Origin of the sequence: Geobacillus kaustophilus (assembly GCF_000948285.1) — a bacterium.
Taxonomy (GTDB): Bacteria; Bacillota; Bacilli; order Bacillales; family Anoxybacillaceae; genus Geobacillus; species Geobacillus thermoleovorans_A.
On the sequence record NZ_JYBP01000003.1, the window covers coordinates 1,914,617 to 1,929,760 of the forward strand.

Here is a 15,144-nt window from a genome sequence, read left to right on the forward strand (position 1 = left end):
TTACGCCCTTCCTTTCTCCCATACGAGTGTTCCGCCGACGAACGTCATCACCGGCCAGCCTTGGCACGCCCAGCCGGCAAACGGTGTATTTTTTCCTTTGGACGCAAACGTCTTCGGGTCAATCGCTTCTTCTGCTTCCAAATCAATGACCGCAATATCAGCCGGCGCGCCGACGGCAAGCCGCCCGGCATTGAGGCCGAAACATTGCGCCGGCTTGATCGTCAGCCAATCGACGAGCTGCTTTAATGTAAACACGCCAGTTTTGACAAAATGCGTATACAAGAGCGGAAACGCGGTCTCCAACCCAACGATGCCAAACGGCGCCGCCTCGATGCCTTTCGCTTTTTCCGCGGCTGTATGCGGCGCATGATCCGTGGCGATAAAATCGATCGTGCCGTCGAGCAGCCCTTCCATGAGCGCTTCGCGATCCTCACGGCTGCGCAGCGGCGGGTTCATTTTATAGTTCGCATCCAAACCCGGAATGTCTTCGTCGCACAAGAGCAGATGATGCGGCGTCACTTCGGCGGTGACGCGGATGCCAGCCCGCTTCGCGTCGCGGACGACGCGCACCGACTCTTTCGTGCTGATGTGGCAGACGTGATAATGGCAGCCAGTTGCTTCAGCGAGCAAGACGTCGCGGGCGATGTGCACCGCCTCGCACACAGACGGAATGCCGGCGAGGCCATATCGGCGGGCGAAATCGCCGTCATGCACCGCTCCGCCGTTTGTCAGCGTGTCGTCCTCGCAATGGGCGACGATCGCCATACCAAGCGCCGCGGCCTGTTTCATCGCTTCGAACATCATCCCAGCCGACTGGACGCCGACGCCGTCATCGGTAAAGGCGAATGCCCCCGCCGCTTTTAAGGCGGCAAAATCGGTCAGCTCTTCTCCCTTTTGCCCAATGGTAATCGCTGCATAAGGGAGCACATTGACATGCGCCGTTTCGCGGATGCGTTTTTGCAGCCATTCCATCTGCTCTTTTCGGTCCGGCACCGGGTTCGTGTTCGGCATGGCGGCGACCGTCGTAAAACCGCCTTTCGCCGCGGCGAGCGTGCCCGTTTCGATCGTTTCTTTCGCTTCACCGCCCGGCTCGCGCAAATGGACGTGCAAGTCGATCAAGCCAGGAACGATGAGACGGCCGCCAACATCGATGACGTCCTCCCCATCCGCTTCTAGTGGCTGTTCATAGCGGATCGACGCAATGTTCCCGCGTTCGATTTTGATATGTGTCCGCACCAATTCCCCATCTTCATTGAACGACATGCCATTTTTCAACCAGACGGCCATGTTTCATTCTCCCTTCCATTGCCCGTTTTAAGACGGCCATGCGTACATAAACGCCGTTTTCCATTTGTTTAAAAATGCGCGACGCCTTCGCTTCAACAAGCTCGCTCGCAATTTCGACCCCGCGGTTGACCGGCGCCGGGTGCAAGATGATGGCGCCCGGTTTCATCCGACGCGCCCGCTCGAGCGTCAGCCCGTACCGCACATGGTACTCTTCCTTCGTCAACCCCATCGCTTCGGCGTGGCGCTCGTGCTGGATGCGCAGCAACATCACGACATCGGCGCGGGCGATGGCCTCATCGACTTCGACGTACGTCCCATACGGATTCGTTTCATCTTTCCACTCTGCCGGTCCGGAAAACAGGACGTTTGCCCCCAACCTTGTCAACACTTCCGCATTCGAGCGGGCGACGCGGCTATGGCGGATGTCGCCGATGATCGCCACCGTCAAGCCGGTGAAGGCGCCAAACTCTTGGCGGATCGTCAATAAATCCAAAAGCGATTGGGTCGGATGGTGTCCGCAGCCGTCGCCAGCGTTAATGATCGCGATGCCGACCGCATGGCGGAGCGCTTCGAAATAAGCATCTTCGTGATGGCGGATGACAACGGCATCGACACCGATTGCCTCAAGTGTGCGGACGGTGTCATACAGTGTCTCCCCTTTTTGCACGCTCGAGCGTTCCGGGTCAAACGGAATGACATGAAGCCCAAGTTTCCGTTCCGCCATCTCGAAGCTGCATTTCGTGCGCGTGCTCGGTTCGAAAAACAAGTTGGCGACGTACATCGGCGCTGCCGGACGCCAAATGCGCCCGTTGCGGAACGCTTCCGCTTCATCGAGCAAACGGTTGATTTCATCGAGCGGCAGTTCGCTTAACGTGAAAAGATGGGTCATCGGTCTCGCTCCCTTTTCCTTTTTTACAAAAAAACACCTTGCCGATGAGGCAAGGTGTGACGGTCGGCGCACGGCAGGGCCGAGGGTAGACTCCGGCCCTGGATGCGCCTGTTTTCACACCTTTTTAAGCCTCGCGGGACTTAATTAAAAGGTGCTTTTCGATTAGGCGACATGGTCGCTGCTGTTTTCTTCAAATAGGTTTTCCGCCGCTTGCGGACGCCCCGGCAACATCAAGTTGAGGAGGACGCCGACAATCGCGGAGAGCGCCATCCCGGTGATTTGGAAGCTCTCGCTGATTTTCAGCACGGCGCCGCCGATGCCGATGACCAAGATGACCGAGGCGATGACTAAATTGCGCGTCTGGCCGAAATCGACGCGGCTGTCGATCAACATGCGCAGTCCGGACGAGGCGATGATGCCAAACAGCAAGATCGACACACCGCCCATGACCGGCGTCGGAATCGAGCTGATCAGCGCCGTGATTTTGCCGACGAAGCCGAAAGCGATGGCGATCACCGCCGCGCCGGCCAGCACGTAGACACTGTAGACGCGGGTGATCGCTAGCACGCCGATGTTTTCCCCGTACGTCGTTTTCGGCGGGCCGCCGAGCAAGGCGGAAATCATCGTCGCCGTTCCGTCCCCTAAAATCGAGCGATGCAATCCCGGCTTTTGAATAAGGTCGCGGCCGACGACTTTGCTTAACACAAGCTGGTGGCCGATATGCTCCGACAAGGTGACGATGGCGATCGGAACCATGAGCATGACGATCTCCCACGTGACGCGCACCGGATAGTCGGCAAACGGGATGAGGAAATCCGGCCATTCCAACCATTTCGCCGCCGCCACTTTTGACAAGTCAACCAATCCGACGGCCAGCGCGTAGAGGTAACCGACCACGATGCCGACAAGCACCGGAATGAGGCTCAACATGCCGCGCGCCAATACCGAGCAGACGATCGTGGCGGCGAGCGTCACGAGCGCCACTGAGAAATGGAGCAGGCTGTATTTGCCGTCCGGGCCGTTCATCGCCATCCCGACCGCCGTGCCGGCTAGGCCGAGGCCGATGACGATGATGACCGGGCCGACCACAACCGGGGGCAGCAGCTTCATCACCCAGCGGTAGCCCGCTTTTTTAATGATGAGGGCGACAACCCCGTACACCAACCCCGCAAGAAAGCTGCCGATCATCGCCGCTCCCGGGCCGCCAGCCGTTTTCGCCGCGATGATCGGCGCAATGTAGGCGAACGACGAACCAAGATACGCCGGCACTTGCCATTTCGTAATGATCAAAAACGCAAGCGTTCCAAGCCCGCTTGTGAGCAAGGCGATTGACGGGTCCAACCCGACTAAGTACGGCACTAAAATCGTCGCGCCAAACATGGCGAATAAATGCTGAAGGCTTAATGTGATCCATTGCCCAACGGTCGGGCGGTCTTGAATGTCCAACACCGGTTTGTTCATCTTTCGTCACTCCTTTGATCAAATGAGCGAACTTACTGTCTAGTGTGCACAAAAAACCCTCTTTGCCCATGAAGGCGCAAAGAGGGTGCAGAAACAGCCGAAACGATTCCGCCCCTTTTGCAGCCTCACGGGACTGCGCTTAAAAGGGTGCTTCGCTATTTTTCATGAATGGAGACTTGATCGATGCCGTCCACTTCCGTCAGCTCAACGACAATAAGTTCCGAACGGGAAGTCGGCACATTTTTGCCGACAAAATCGGCGCGGATCGGGAGTTCTCTATGGCCGCGGTCGACAAGCACCGCAAGCTGGATGCGCGCCGGGCGGCCCAAATCCATCACCGCATCCATCGCCGCCCGCACCGTCCGGCCGGTGAAGAGCACATCATCAACCAAAACGACGTTCCGCTCGGTCACCGGAAACGGCACATTCGTTCCTTTCACAAGCGGTTCATGGTCGTCCGTCTTCACGGTCAAATCGTCGCGGTACAAGGTGATGTCAAGCTCGCCGACGGGAACGGACGCTCCTTCAATTTGCCCGATCCGCTCCGCCAGGCGGCGCGCCAAGTAAATGCCGCGCGTTTTAATCCCGACAAGCACGCAGCCGTCAATGCCTTTGTTTCGTTCGATGATTTCGTGGGCGATGCGCGTCAAAGCGCGGCGAATCGCCTGTTCGTCCATCACGACCGCTTTTTGCATGCGAGCCACCTCCGTTGGCGCAAAAAAATCCCCCGCCTGTGAAGCGGGGGATGGCGGGTTGATCGCCGCAGACATCAAACGGGCATGCGCCGCGATGTTGTTTGTTGAATCCGACCCCTTTTCAGCCTCACAGGACTGAACTTAAAGGTTCTGTTCACTTGGTTTCATTGTAAAGCGAGCGGCTCCGTTTGTCAATCGTTTTTTCGCAGCCAGTCAAGCAATTCGGCAAACTCCGGCGGCAACGGTGCTTCAAATTCCAAATACTCGCCGGTGCGCGGATGATGGAATCCAAGAACGCCGGCGTGCAGCGCCTGGCCATCAATCGGGAGCGTCTTTTTCGGCCCGTATTGCGGATCCCCGGCAAGAGGGTAGCCGATGTATTTCATATGGACGCGAATTTGGTGCGTCCGTCCCGTTTCAAGCTGGCATTCGACATACGTATAGCGGCGGAACCGCTCGAGCACGCGGAAATGGGTGACGGCTTCCTTGCCGTTTTCCTCAGTGACGGCCATTTTCTTTCGATCGCGTTTGTCCCGGCCGATCGGCGCGTCGATCGTGCCGTAATCGTGCGGAATGACGCCGTGGACGATCGCCTTGTAGCGGCGCGTCACCGTTTTGTGGACGAGCTGCTCGACGAGCGAGCGATGGGCGGCGTCGTTTTTCGCCACCATGAGCAATCCGGACGTATCTTTGTCGATCCGATGGACGATGCCCGGGCGAAGCACGCCGTTAATGCCCGAGAGGTCGCGGCAATGGGCGAGAAGCGCGTTCACGAGCGTGCCGCGCATATGCCCCGGCGCCGGATGGACGACCATGCCGCGCGGTTTGTTGACGACAAGAACGTCTTCATCTTCGTAATAAATGTCCAACGGAATCGGCTCCGGCTCCACCTCGAGCGGCTCCGGCTCCGGGGGCGAAACGGCGACGGCGTCGCCCGCTTCGCATTTGTAGTTCGCTTTCACCGTATGGCCGTTCACGGTCACAAGCCCGTTTTTGATCCATTGCTGCACTTGCGAACGCGACCATTCGTCATGGAGTGCCGCGATCACTTTATCGATCCGTTCGCCGTCATATTCGTCTTCGATGTGAAACGTGATCGTGTCCATCTACTCATTCCCTTTCTCTGGTGTTGCGAAAAAAAACATATGGACAAACAGCAAGATGACGCCGACCGTCAGCGCCGAATCGGCGACATTGAACACCGGAAAACTGTATGTGCCGATGTACGCGTGGATGAAATCGACCACTTCCTTGCGAAAGACGCGGTCGAGAAAATTCCCAATCGCCCCGCCGAGCATCAGCCCAAGCCCCACGCCCGCCAGGCGTTCGGAAGGCTTCAGGCGGCGGATATAGATGATGATCGCAGCCACAACGACAACGGTAATCAAATAAAAAAGCCAAAACTGCCCTTGGAGCATGCCCCACGCCGCTCCGCGATTGCGGTGCGACGTAATGTAGAGCGCATTTTCAATGATACGAATGCTTTCCCCAAGCCGCATATAGCGGACGACAAGCCATTTTGTCCATTGATCGAGGATGACGACCGCCGCCGCAATCCAATAGTATGCCACCGTGCCAAGTCCCCCTGTCCTTCTCATTCATTCTTTTTGCATTGTAGCATAATTCGCCATGGCAAACAAATGAAGTGGCAAAAAGGAGTCAGTCAAGACTTTATGGAGAGCTTTTTTCGATTTTTCGATTTTTTACGGCGGCCATCTCAATTAGCCATGATAAAAAGGAGAAACGACTTCCCACTTCCTGACCATGGAAGCGGCAAGAGGAGTGTGCGGCCGGGTGCACTAAACGAACGGACATCGTTCCATAGAAGCTCCCCATTCCCACATTCAGCCGATGGCTTCCAATTCGTTTACCAAAACTCCCGTCCAATCAAAATGGCGGCGATCACAATGCCCGCCCCCAGCCACATCATGGGGAGAAGGAGGGACAGCGAATCGGCCGGCGCTTGAAACAAAAACAGATGCGGCCACGGCATGAACGTTCCTTGCGTCACGACTTCCATAAAGGTATAGACCGAGATGACCGACAAGGCGACATCCAGGCTGCCAAAGACGCCTAACAAGGCAAGCCCAATCAACTGGTAAAACGAAAACAGCAGAAACAGGTGCACCAACACGGGTGCGGTGAGAAACATCGTTCCATGAATCCATATGACCGCCGCAACAAGAAGAACGATGCATCCCCCATGCAAAACAGCATAGCGAACCAAGTCGAAGACGACCGCTTTCCGGTAATGCCATAACAGCGCTTCTTTCGCCCCTTCGTCGTACAAATGGCGGTACAAAAAGACGAGATGCCATCCGGCGATCGGCACGGCCATGCCTTGGATGACGGTGTACGGCAAAAACGGTTCGTCGGAGCGGGCGGACAAGATCCCCATCAACCCGACGCACAGCCCGTAGACGAGAAACGGAAACCAGTACAATCGGCCGAGCAAGCGGCGGTCAAAGGAAAAATGATGGGCGATCGTTTTTTTATCCATGCGCTTCCGCCTCTTTCAACAACGCCAAATATCCGTCCATCAGCCGCGGGGCGACAGGCCGGCCGATGGGTTCTTCGGACAAGACGCGCACGACGACGTGGGAAGGCTCTTCGCTCATTTGGACGACTTCGTTGGCGGCCATGACCGAGTCAAGCTCCTCAAATGGCACGTCCAACTCATACGTATAAGGAGCCGCTTTTTGCTTGAGCTCGTCCGGGCTGCCTTCAAACAGCACCATGCCGCGGTCCAACACCCCGATTTTCGTGCACAAAAATTCAATGTCCTCGACAAGGTGCGAAGAGATGACGATCGTATGATCGTGCCCCAGCCGCTTCAACAAATTGCGAAACCGCACGCGCTCGCGGATGTCAAGCCCGGCCGTCGGCTCATCAAACAGGAGGATGGACGGCTCCCGAAGCAGCAGCATGGCAATGCCCACCCGCCGCATGCCGCCGGACAGCTCGCGCATTTTTTTGTTGATGTGCGAAGACAAGTTGACTTGTTCGATGACCTTCTCGATTTTGGATCGGCAGGCGGCGGGATGTTCACCTTGCAAGACGGCGAGATGCTCAAGCACTTCATACATCGTCAGCTCCGGGTACATCATAAACTCTTGCGGCAAATAGCCGATCTCGTTCACCCGCTTCACCCTCGTGCCGGTGCTGATCGGCTCGTCTCCGAGCGACACCCGTCCGGCATTGAACTCCAACAGTCCGGCCACAATGCGCATCAACGTCGTCTTGCCGGCGCCGTTTGGCCCCAGCAAGCCGTACACGCCGGAGAGGGAGAGAGAGACATCGGATAAAATCGGCTTCTTTTTCACGATTTTCGTCAATCCTTCAATGACGACCGCCAACGCCGTTCACCTCCTGCATCATCTCAAAGATGCGGTCCCATGTCCAACCGTCGTCCATGTTCGCATACCATGTCCGCAAACATTGTTGTTTTTGGTCGACATCCAGCGGCTGAAACGCTTGATAAATGGCTTCAATTTGCTTCTTGACGGATGACGGCTGCGACTCGAACCACTCGCTTTTGGAGCTCCAGTCGATCACCAAAAGGCCTTGTTTTTGCATCAGCCAGCGGGTGGCCAGCGAAATCCACTCGTTGTACATGATCCGCGATCCTTTCGGCGGTACGGAAAGCCGAAGTATTTTTTCGTAAAAATTTTGTTCCATAATATATTGATCGATCCCATATAAGTCATCTGTGTTATATACAAGATGATCGTTTGCGAGAAACGAGGACAGTCCGAAACTAGAGAAGACAATCTTGTTCGGCAACGATGAAACCGCCGTTGATGCGATTTGTTGTACATGACGGAATGTTTTTTCCATCTGGCGGATGACCGTCGGCGCCCGTTCCGCCATATGCGGCCAATCGGCCGGGTAGGTGATCTCATATCCTTGATCGACGAGTTGATGCCCTTGCCCTTTGATCAAGGTGACCGCTTGCGCCTTCCCTTGGTAACCCTTTCCACGCTTTGGCACATTGCAAAACAGCACATCGCCGTCCACGTTTAAGGTAAAGGTGTACGTTTCATTCGGAAAGAATTGATCGGTGAACGCCCCATCCCAAACTGTCATCCCCGCCACCCGATATTCATGAGTCCGATACATGTGCGAAGCCCTCCTTTTCGGATACCACGCCCGATCCGCCAACAGGACGATGCGGCCGTTGGTGTACGGAATGAGCGCCGTATCGACGATCTCATAGGAAAAGGTGAGCGTCGAGGTGCGTTTCGGCAGCCACACGGTCACGAGATCGCCGTTTCTCGTAAACTTGACGGGCTGATGGTCCGCTTCAATCGAGTGGAGCGGATACAAATGGTACAGTTGAAACGTGGGCCGGTTTGTTTCCAACTGGGACAAGGCCACGCGCACGACCGCACGCGATCCATGCAAGGAAAGGTCATACGACTGGATACGGTAGCGCAAATCGGCTTTCGTCTCTTGTTTCATCTGGCGGTATTCCTCGAGTTCGGTCGTCTGATCGGCCCGAGTGAACGCCTTGGTGTTCGTTTGCAAGGAGTGGTAGGCGGTTAGGACGATCAGAAACGGGAAGACGAGAAATGCTTTCAAGACGGCGTTTCGCTCCTTTCTCGTCTGCGTAAAGCGGATCGACGACAACAACGCCAACCCGACAAGGGAAAGAAACCACGCGGCCCATTTCCATTCCCCGCCGCGGTCGACCTCAAACCCGATGTAGGAATCATACGCTCGTTGAATCGCGTGTTTTCCGATAAACAGCAGCGACGCCCAGTCGCGGGCATGAACAGTTTCGGACAGATCGATGAACAGCTCCGTCGTCATCGGTCCGGTCAGGATCCACACAAGCAAAATAGCGAAAAAACTGACCTTTTTCGTTTCCAACAGCAGTGCGATGATGACGCCGTACAGGACGGTGAGCACGAGCGGTCCAAACTGATAGACGGCGAGAAACCGAAGCAGCGACAAATACAGATCCGAAGGCTCCACCCCAACGAAGAGATACACGAGTGAAAAAACGCCGCAGCTCATCATCAGCATGATCCCTTGGCACAGCGCATGAACCGCAAGCAAGGCGCTCATTTTCTCCAGCAGAATCCGGTAGCCGTCGGCGAACCATGACGAAACGCCGTAACGAAGTTCGTTGGAGTAGAGAAGGTAGAACCACACGATGTAAAAGAGCGAAACGATTTGAACAAGCATGAACACTTCATGAGGGATATCCCCATAACTCTCCATATTGTACGGATCGGTAAAAAATAGTGTAAACCGTACGGCCAGCAAAAGAAAAAACGAGAAACTAGCACCAATGTATAACTTGCTTTTCAACAATCGTTTCCAATAAAAAACAAACAGCCATTTCCACCTCATCGCCGATCAACCGCTTTCTTTCTGAGAAGTTGACAAATGAAAAATGCGGTCAGGGATCGCTTTATTTTTGGGTCTTCACCATTTTCTGTGATTTCTACTCAATCCTAGAGACATGTTAGCTGGATGAAATAGGTTCATCAGTCAGGATCCTTCTTCCGCATACAGACCACGAAGTTGGTAGAATGGAAACAGTCAAGTGCTTTCCTTGACGGGTTCCATTCTACCAACTATCATACCGATAGCGGAAGAAGGGAGCGCTTAAGCAGCCTGACTGCCTGTAGTGTTCCCTGTACACTCCAGAAATACACGCAAACGAAACCGTTCTAGATTTCGATAGCCATATGCCCGGCGTTTGATGTTTTTGATCTTGTGATTCGTCCCCTCAATTCGGGCATTCGTATATGGGCACAAAAAGTAGGAAAGAATAGGCTCCTTCCACCTTTCAAGCGTGTTGGCTGCTTTCTGAAAAGAAGCAAAAGGGCTCTGTTTGGCTAACTGAATCCATTCTTCCAAGCGTTCCTTTGCTTCATGATATCCATCGGTTCGGTAAAAATCCCGAAACAACTCTTTCAGATAATAAGCAATGGAAAGTGCCGGATACTCCTCCAAGATATCGTCTAATCGAAGCCGTTGGTCCTTACGAAGCTTTTCACAGCCTTTCAAGAGAAGATATCGAGCCTTTTTCAATGGAGAAAATTCCTTTCTTGCTTGATCCAAGGCTTGTGTCACTTTTTGAACCACATGGTACTTATCGATGACAATCGAAGCAGATGGAAACAGGGCGCGAACCGCCTTATGATAAGATTCCCACATGTCAAGAATCACCGTTTGGACCATTTCTTTCGACAGGATATTTTGGCTCAACAAGTTGATGGCGGAGTCACATTGGCGATCGGCATGCATTCCCATGACCGATCCGGCTCTGGCATCCATCAATACAGTTTCATACTGATGTCCCTTTTTTACAGCGATTTCATCTAAACTAAGCACCATTCCTTCTTGAGAAGATGCTTCTATCGCTGTTTGACGCTCTTTTGCTTTTTTCGATGCGATGGAGTAATAAATGCGTTCCAATGTTGTATATGGGATGCGGTGCTTTCGGCTAACCTCTTGAATGGTGGAGCCTTCGCAAAGTTCATACAAGTACTCACAAAATCGATTGGTGTAGTGTTGATGGGGTGGAATCGATTCCAAAGAGGCGGAAAACACTTGAGAACAATTCCAGCACCGATAGCGCTTTACCTTTATGAACAAGTACACCGGTTGATGGAAAATCGCCAAATCCCGTACTTTTCTTGTCCGTCTGTCGTGGACAGAGGAAGTGGCAAACCCACAATGAGGGCAACGTTCCTGTGTCTCTGTTTTCTCTACATGAATCGCATAACCATAGGAAAGAAGTTCTTGTTTAATCACTTTAAATTCTGGCAATCCTAGTGGTATAGAAAGCACTTACGAGACCTCCTTAATGTTTATTTCACCGCTAACATTATTGCCAGGATCTCGTCAGTGCTTTCTCTTTTTTGTCACTAAATCACAAAATTTGGTGATGAACCTTATTTTTTTAGGAGTATCCCTGACTCCTTTATCATCCGGATTCGGCATCGTTATTTGACCGTAATGGTCACGTATCCTCTTGAACCAACCGTTTGACCAACAATTTGGCCATAATATTTATCGCCTTCTTGTTGTGGAAAATTGCGCGTTTCTTCTTGCCTAGGATTGAGCCAGTTGGTGGAGGCGACGACGCTGTCGGGCCACCAATTGATCAATTTGTAAGCATAGCCTCTTGTTTGGGTCGCGAAGCCGTTATTTGCGGCCAAACGTCAATGATACCCTGTCTGCTTTTATTGAGGTTTCCGATCTCCTTTGCGGATCCATACAATGGTGATACATGCTGCTAGAAAGATGGACAGCGTTAACATGATGAATTTGTTGATGAGCATCGGTTCCCAAACCGGCGGCTCGAACAAAAAGATATGCGGCCAGGGCATGAACGTTCCTAATGTGGCCACTTCAAGCACCGTATAAATAAAAATGACTGTCAGTGCGATATGGGTGTTTTTTGTAAGAACAAGGGCGGCAGTGCTGAAAAATAGGTAAAAGAACGTCAATAGAATGAAATGAATGAGATTCAAAAAAGACAAAGAAGAAACTCCGTATTTCCACATGAATGCCCCGCTTAGAGCGGCAACTCCTAATAAATGGATGGAAGAATAACGTACGACATCAATCCCAACCCATTTCCTATAGTAAGGGACAAGCGTTTCTTGCGCTCCATCTTCATACAGTTCACCGAATCGATAAATCAGGCACCATCCGGAAAACGGGATGAACAACCCTTGGATGACGATCACATCATCGTAAATGCTTGACGATTTCCGGGGAACAAGCAAAATAAGCAACAGCGATAGGATGAACATCGCTGGTGGGATAAAAAAGGCTCCGCCCATTGTCTTGCGGTCAAACACGAATGCGGTTCGCATCCATTCGATGTAAGCTTTCATCTTGGTTCCCCTCTTCGGACAACAGCCAAATAGCCATCGATCAATCGCGGTGCCACCGGTCTCCCCCCTGTTCCCCCATTTTTGGAAAACACCCGCGCGTGAATGCCATCCTCTTCTTCGAGAAGCTGCACCACTTCTCTCGTTGCGATCAAGTCATCCAATTCTTCGGGGCATATGCAATATTCCCACACACAGCCTTCTGCGCGGGACTTCAGCTCAGACGGCGTGCCTTCAAACAACACTTGCCCTTGTTTCAAAACCCCAATTTTGGTGCACAAAAACTCAATGTCTTCCACAATGTGCGAAGAAATGACAATCGTATGCTCGGAACCAAGCTGCTTGAGCAGATGGCGAAAGCGGATTCGCTCTTCAATATCCAAGCCGGCAGTCGGCTCGTCAAACAGCAAGATGGACGGCTTTCGCGTCAATAAATGGGCAATTCCCACCCGCCGCCGCATGCCGCCGGACAGCTCGGACATTTTTTTCGTCTCATGGCCGTTCAAGTTCACTTTTTGAATCGCTTCGGCAACGGCCGCGTGCCGTTTGTGTTTGTCCATCATTCCTTGCAATAAAGCGAGATGGTCAAGCGTTTCTTCGACCGTAATGTTCGGATAGACCATGAAATCTTGCGGCAAATAACCGATCCGTTCATGAGCTTTCACATATTTTCCTTTGGTGCAGCTTTGTTTGCCGATCGCCACTTGCCCTTCATCCATGGGCGTCAAGCCGGCCAATATTTTCATCAATGTCGTCTTGCCGGCTCCGTTCGGCCCGACTAACCCGTAAATCCCTTCCATGCAAAGCGATACGTTCGATAAAATGAGTTGTTTTTTGATTCGTTTCGTGACGCTGGATACATGGATCATGTCTGTCCCTCCTGAACGATGCGGATAAGCTGTATCGCTTTCTCCCAGCTGTTATCTGCTCCTTCATTTATTTGTTTGTACCATAAAGCCAAAAATTTTTGTTTTTTCTCATCGGATAAGCGTTCATACTCCCCATACAGCTTCCTCAGCACTTCCTCTGTTTTCTTGTCAGGGGGATCCACTGACAAAGCCAAATCAAACGTCAAATCTCCTCCGGAATAGGGAAGGGCTAATTGTTGTTGGAACCATCTTGACAACAACGCTTGAAACACGTCTTTTTGCATTGATAAATGTGTTCCCCTCCAAAGAAGCCCTTCTGTGATGATTTCCGGCAAATACATCAATGTTCCTTCTTGGGAGCGAAGGGAATATGGCGTATCAATTTGAAGAAGCAGGTGATCGCTGCTATATACACACCGTTGTTCACCATGGGGAGCGAGCAACACGATGTTTGTCGGCAACTTTGCCGCTTTTAAATCGAACATCTGCACGATATCATGGTGGATGCGCCGTACATGACGTTCGAAAATCGGCCAATCTTGCTTAAGATTCGGCCAGTCGGCAGGGTAAACGATCTGCCATGGCCCGATTTTTTCCTTCAAAAACATTCCTGCCACAGCTGTAATGCCGCCGGATACAACTCCTTCGTACATTCCGTCGCTTCGGCGCGGCAAATTCGTATAAAATGGCGCCATTCCATAAAACGACAACGTATAGCGGATCGGATGGCTCGATTGCATTGATACAGGCACCGGACTGGAATGAACGTTCACAAAGGCAAACGGAGCATGATTGGCTTTTGTCGGCACCCAGCTGAAATCGCTCGGTAAAAACAAATAGTGCGGTGAAACGGGAATTTGCGCGGAATCGTTCAATTGATACTCAAACGTCCATTTGTCAGTCAAGCGATTGGATAACCGTTTAACCGTGATGACATCCCCCTGTTGAGTAAAAGGAAGCTGGTTTCCAGTTTGATCGGTGATTCGCTTCAGAGCAAAATGATGATAAAGCACGAACGACAGCGTGTCGCCCCGAATTTGGCGCAAGGTCACTTTCACTTTCGCATGTACACCGTTTTTGGCCTCCAGCTGAATGTCGTATCGCTCAATCGAATAGTGCAATGTGCTTGGTTGGATGGTTGAATCATGAGTTTGGTAGTAAACGTTTTCTTGAGCCAAATCAGCGTAGCTGAACACCAGTTTGTTTCCAGTGAAAAGATGCGGAAACAACCAAGCATCACCCGCCAAAAGCAAAACAACACCCGTAATAATGGCCGCTTTCTCCTTTGTCGTGCGGGCCGTTTTCCAAAGAATAGCCCATACCGCCATCATCGACGATAGGATCCAAAACAATATTTTCATATACGTCGAAAGGCTGACATGGTACCCAATGACGTCACGAAATACATCGTCCATATTCAGCGGACCGATGTAAAACAAACTACGGATGTCGGAAAAAGGGATTAGATGGAAATAACGGGAAAACAATTGTGTATTCATCGGGCCTATGGCCAGCCAAATGACCATCATCCAGGCAAAGCTTAATCGATTTTTCCCAAACAATAGAGCATTGAAAATACCAAGAAAAAAGGCAAATACGAACGGCAATAGCCAATATACGGCAATATACGATGCCGTTTCGGTATACAACGAAGAAAAGGGAAGACCCCATGTGCGGTAAAACTGCCATACAAGTACAACTTGCAGACCGGTGAAGAATGAAAGAAACAGCAAGTGATTCACGAACAAGGCGGCGATTTTCAACGCTGTGATGTGCAGTGAACCGGCAAACAAAAGATTGGCGCCAAATCGGTATTCATCAGAGAACAACTTATAAAAAAATACCATAAACAGTAGCATGGCTGCTTGGACGATTAACGTCATTTCCCCGACAAAGTTTCCATAATCCGTCTTGCCAAAGGAATCGTACTGGCGAATGAGAAAGCGCATCATCAGCATGATGAACCAAAATGTGTATGTTCCCATATAGAGAATACTTTTTCCCATCTGTTTGGCGTAAAACCATGATAGGCGAGTAAACAAAGTCATAAGGGGTCACTCCATTGTCAGCATAGTCGTATCCAT

14 protein-coding genes are annotated in these 15,144 nt (G+C 52.0%); all 14 read right to left on the bottom strand.

The annotated features are described in order from the left end of the window. Nucleotides 1–1,287 carry a dihydroorotase gene (locus LG52_RS09900; RefSeq protein ID WP_044731786.1) on the bottom strand — a complete coding sequence of 429 codons (1,287 nt, stop codon included), beginning with the start codon at nt 1,285–1,287 and terminating at the stop codon, nt 1–3. Next, on the bottom strand, nt 1,250–2,176 hold the full coding sequence (locus LG52_RS09905) for an aspartate carbamoyltransferase catalytic subunit (protein ID WP_044731787.1): 927 nt from the start codon (nt 2,174–2,176) through the stop codon (nt 1,250–1,252). The genes LG52_RS09900 and LG52_RS09905 overlap by 38 nt, the downstream gene beginning before the upstream one ends. A gap of 162 nt (nt 2,177–2,338) precedes the next feature. Then, entirely contained in the window at nt 2,339–3,637 is a 1,299-nt protein-coding gene (locus tag LG52_RS09910; protein ID WP_044731788.1) for a solute carrier family 23 protein, read from the bottom strand. 155 nt (nt 3,638–3,792) lie between these two features. After that, nucleotides 3,793–4,332, bottom strand: a complete 540-nt coding sequence (gene pyrR, locus LG52_RS09915) for a bifunctional pyr operon transcriptional regulator/uracil phosphoribosyltransferase PyrR (protein ID WP_044731789.1) — start codon at nt 4,330–4,332, stop codon at nt 3,793–3,795. A 191-nt stretch (nt 4,333–4,523) separates the two neighbouring features. Beyond that, complete coding sequence (locus LG52_RS09920) at nt 4,524–5,438, bottom strand: RluA family pseudouridine synthase (protein ID WP_044731790.1); 915 nt, start codon at nt 5,436–5,438, stop codon at nt 4,524–4,526. Further along, nucleotides 5,439–5,930, bottom strand: coding sequence for a signal peptidase II (gene lspA, locus LG52_RS09925; RefSeq protein WP_082055750.1), 492 nt, complete (start codon nt 5,928–5,930; stop codon nt 5,439–5,441). It lies immediately after the preceding gene. 269 nt (nt 5,931–6,199) lie between these two features. Next, a complete protein-coding gene (locus tag LG52_RS09930) occupies nt 6,200–6,832 on the bottom strand; it encodes a hypothetical protein (protein WP_044731792.1) in 633 nt (210 codons plus the stop codon). Continuing rightward, a complete protein-coding gene (locus LG52_RS09935) occupies nt 6,825–7,688 on the bottom strand; it encodes an ATP-binding cassette domain-containing protein (RefSeq protein ID WP_044731793.1) in 864 nt (287 codons plus the stop codon). Before LG52_RS09935 ends, LG52_RS09930 begins: the two co-directional genes overlap by 8 nt. Continuing rightward, nucleotides 7,672–9,690: an ABC transporter permease gene (locus tag LG52_RS09940; protein ID WP_044731794.1), complete on the bottom strand. Its 2,019-nt coding sequence runs from the start codon at nt 9,688–9,690 to the stop codon at nt 7,672–7,674. The genes LG52_RS09935 and LG52_RS09940 overlap by 17 nt, the downstream gene beginning before the upstream one ends. Before the next feature lie 258 nt (nt 9,691–9,948). Next, nucleotides 9,949–11,139, bottom strand: a complete 1,191-nt coding sequence (locus LG52_RS09945) for an ISL3 family transposase (RefSeq protein WP_044731795.1) — start codon at nt 11,137–11,139, stop codon at nt 9,949–9,951. Between the two features lie 155 nt (nt 11,140–11,294). Beyond that, complete coding sequence (locus tag LG52_RS20210; RefSeq protein WP_197071925.1) at nt 11,295–11,459, bottom strand: hypothetical protein; 165 nt, start codon at nt 11,457–11,459, stop codon at nt 11,295–11,297. A 75-nt stretch (nt 11,460–11,534) separates the two neighbouring features. Next, nucleotides 11,535–12,194, bottom strand: coding sequence for a hypothetical protein (locus tag LG52_RS09950; RefSeq protein WP_044731796.1), 660 nt, complete (start codon nt 12,192–12,194; stop codon nt 11,535–11,537). Continuing rightward, nucleotides 12,191–13,060, bottom strand: a complete 870-nt coding sequence (locus LG52_RS09955) for an ABC transporter ATP-binding protein (RefSeq protein WP_044730901.1) — start codon at nt 13,058–13,060, stop codon at nt 12,191–12,193. The genes LG52_RS09950 and LG52_RS09955 overlap by 4 nt, the downstream gene beginning before the upstream one ends. Continuing rightward, the gene (locus LG52_RS09960) at nt 13,057–15,108 is read right to left on the bottom strand and encodes an ABC transporter permease (protein WP_044730902.1); all 2,052 of its coding nucleotides are present in this window, start codon (nt 15,106–15,108) and stop codon (nt 13,057–13,059) included. Before LG52_RS09960 ends, LG52_RS09955 begins: the two co-directional genes overlap by 4 nt. Nucleotides 15,109–15,144: the final 36 nt, after the last annotated feature.

What these genes read in the sequence shown, in the direction of transcription:
- LG52_RS09900 (WP_044731786.1), bottom strand. Translation starts at nt 1,287, where the DNA reads ATGGCCGTCTGGTTGAAAAATGGCATGTCGTTCAATGAAGATGGGGAA.
- LG52_RS09905 (WP_044731787.1), bottom strand. Translation starts at nt 2,176, where the DNA reads ATGACCCATCTTTTCACGTTAAGCGAACTGCCGCTCGATGAAATCAAC.
- LG52_RS09910 (WP_044731788.1), bottom strand. Translation starts at nt 3,637, where the DNA reads ATGAACAAACCGGTGTTGGACATTCAAGACCGCCCGACCGTTGGGCAA.
- pyrR (WP_044731789.1), bottom strand. Translation starts at nt 4,332, where the DNA reads ATGCAAAAAGCGGTCGTGATGGACGAACAGGCGATTCGCCGCGCTTTG.
- LG52_RS09920 (WP_044731790.1), bottom strand. Translation starts at nt 5,438, where the DNA reads ATGGACACGATCACGTTTCACATCGAAGACGAATATGACGGCGAACGG.
- lspA (WP_082055750.1), bottom strand. Translation starts at nt 5,930, where the DNA reads ATGAGAAGGACAGGGGGACTTGGCACGGTGGCATACTATTGGATTGCG.
- LG52_RS09930 (WP_044731792.1), bottom strand. Translation starts at nt 6,832, where the DNA reads ATGGATAAAAAAACGATCGCCCATCATTTTTCCTTTGACCGCCGCTTG.
- LG52_RS09940 (WP_044731794.1), bottom strand. Translation starts at nt 9,690, where the DNA reads ATGAGGTGGAAATGGCTGTTTGTTTTTTATTGGAAACGATTGTTGAAA.
- LG52_RS09950 (WP_044731796.1), bottom strand. Translation starts at nt 12,194, where the DNA reads ATGAAAGCTTACATCGAATGGATGCGAACCGCATTCGTGTTTGACCGC.
- LG52_RS09955 (WP_044730901.1), bottom strand. Translation starts at nt 13,060, where the DNA reads ATGATCCATGTATCCAGCGTCACGAAACGAATCAAAAAACAACTCATT.
- LG52_RS09960 (WP_044730902.1), bottom strand. Translation starts at nt 15,108, where the DNA reads ATGACTTTGTTTACTCGCCTATCATGGTTTTACGCCAAACAGATGGGA.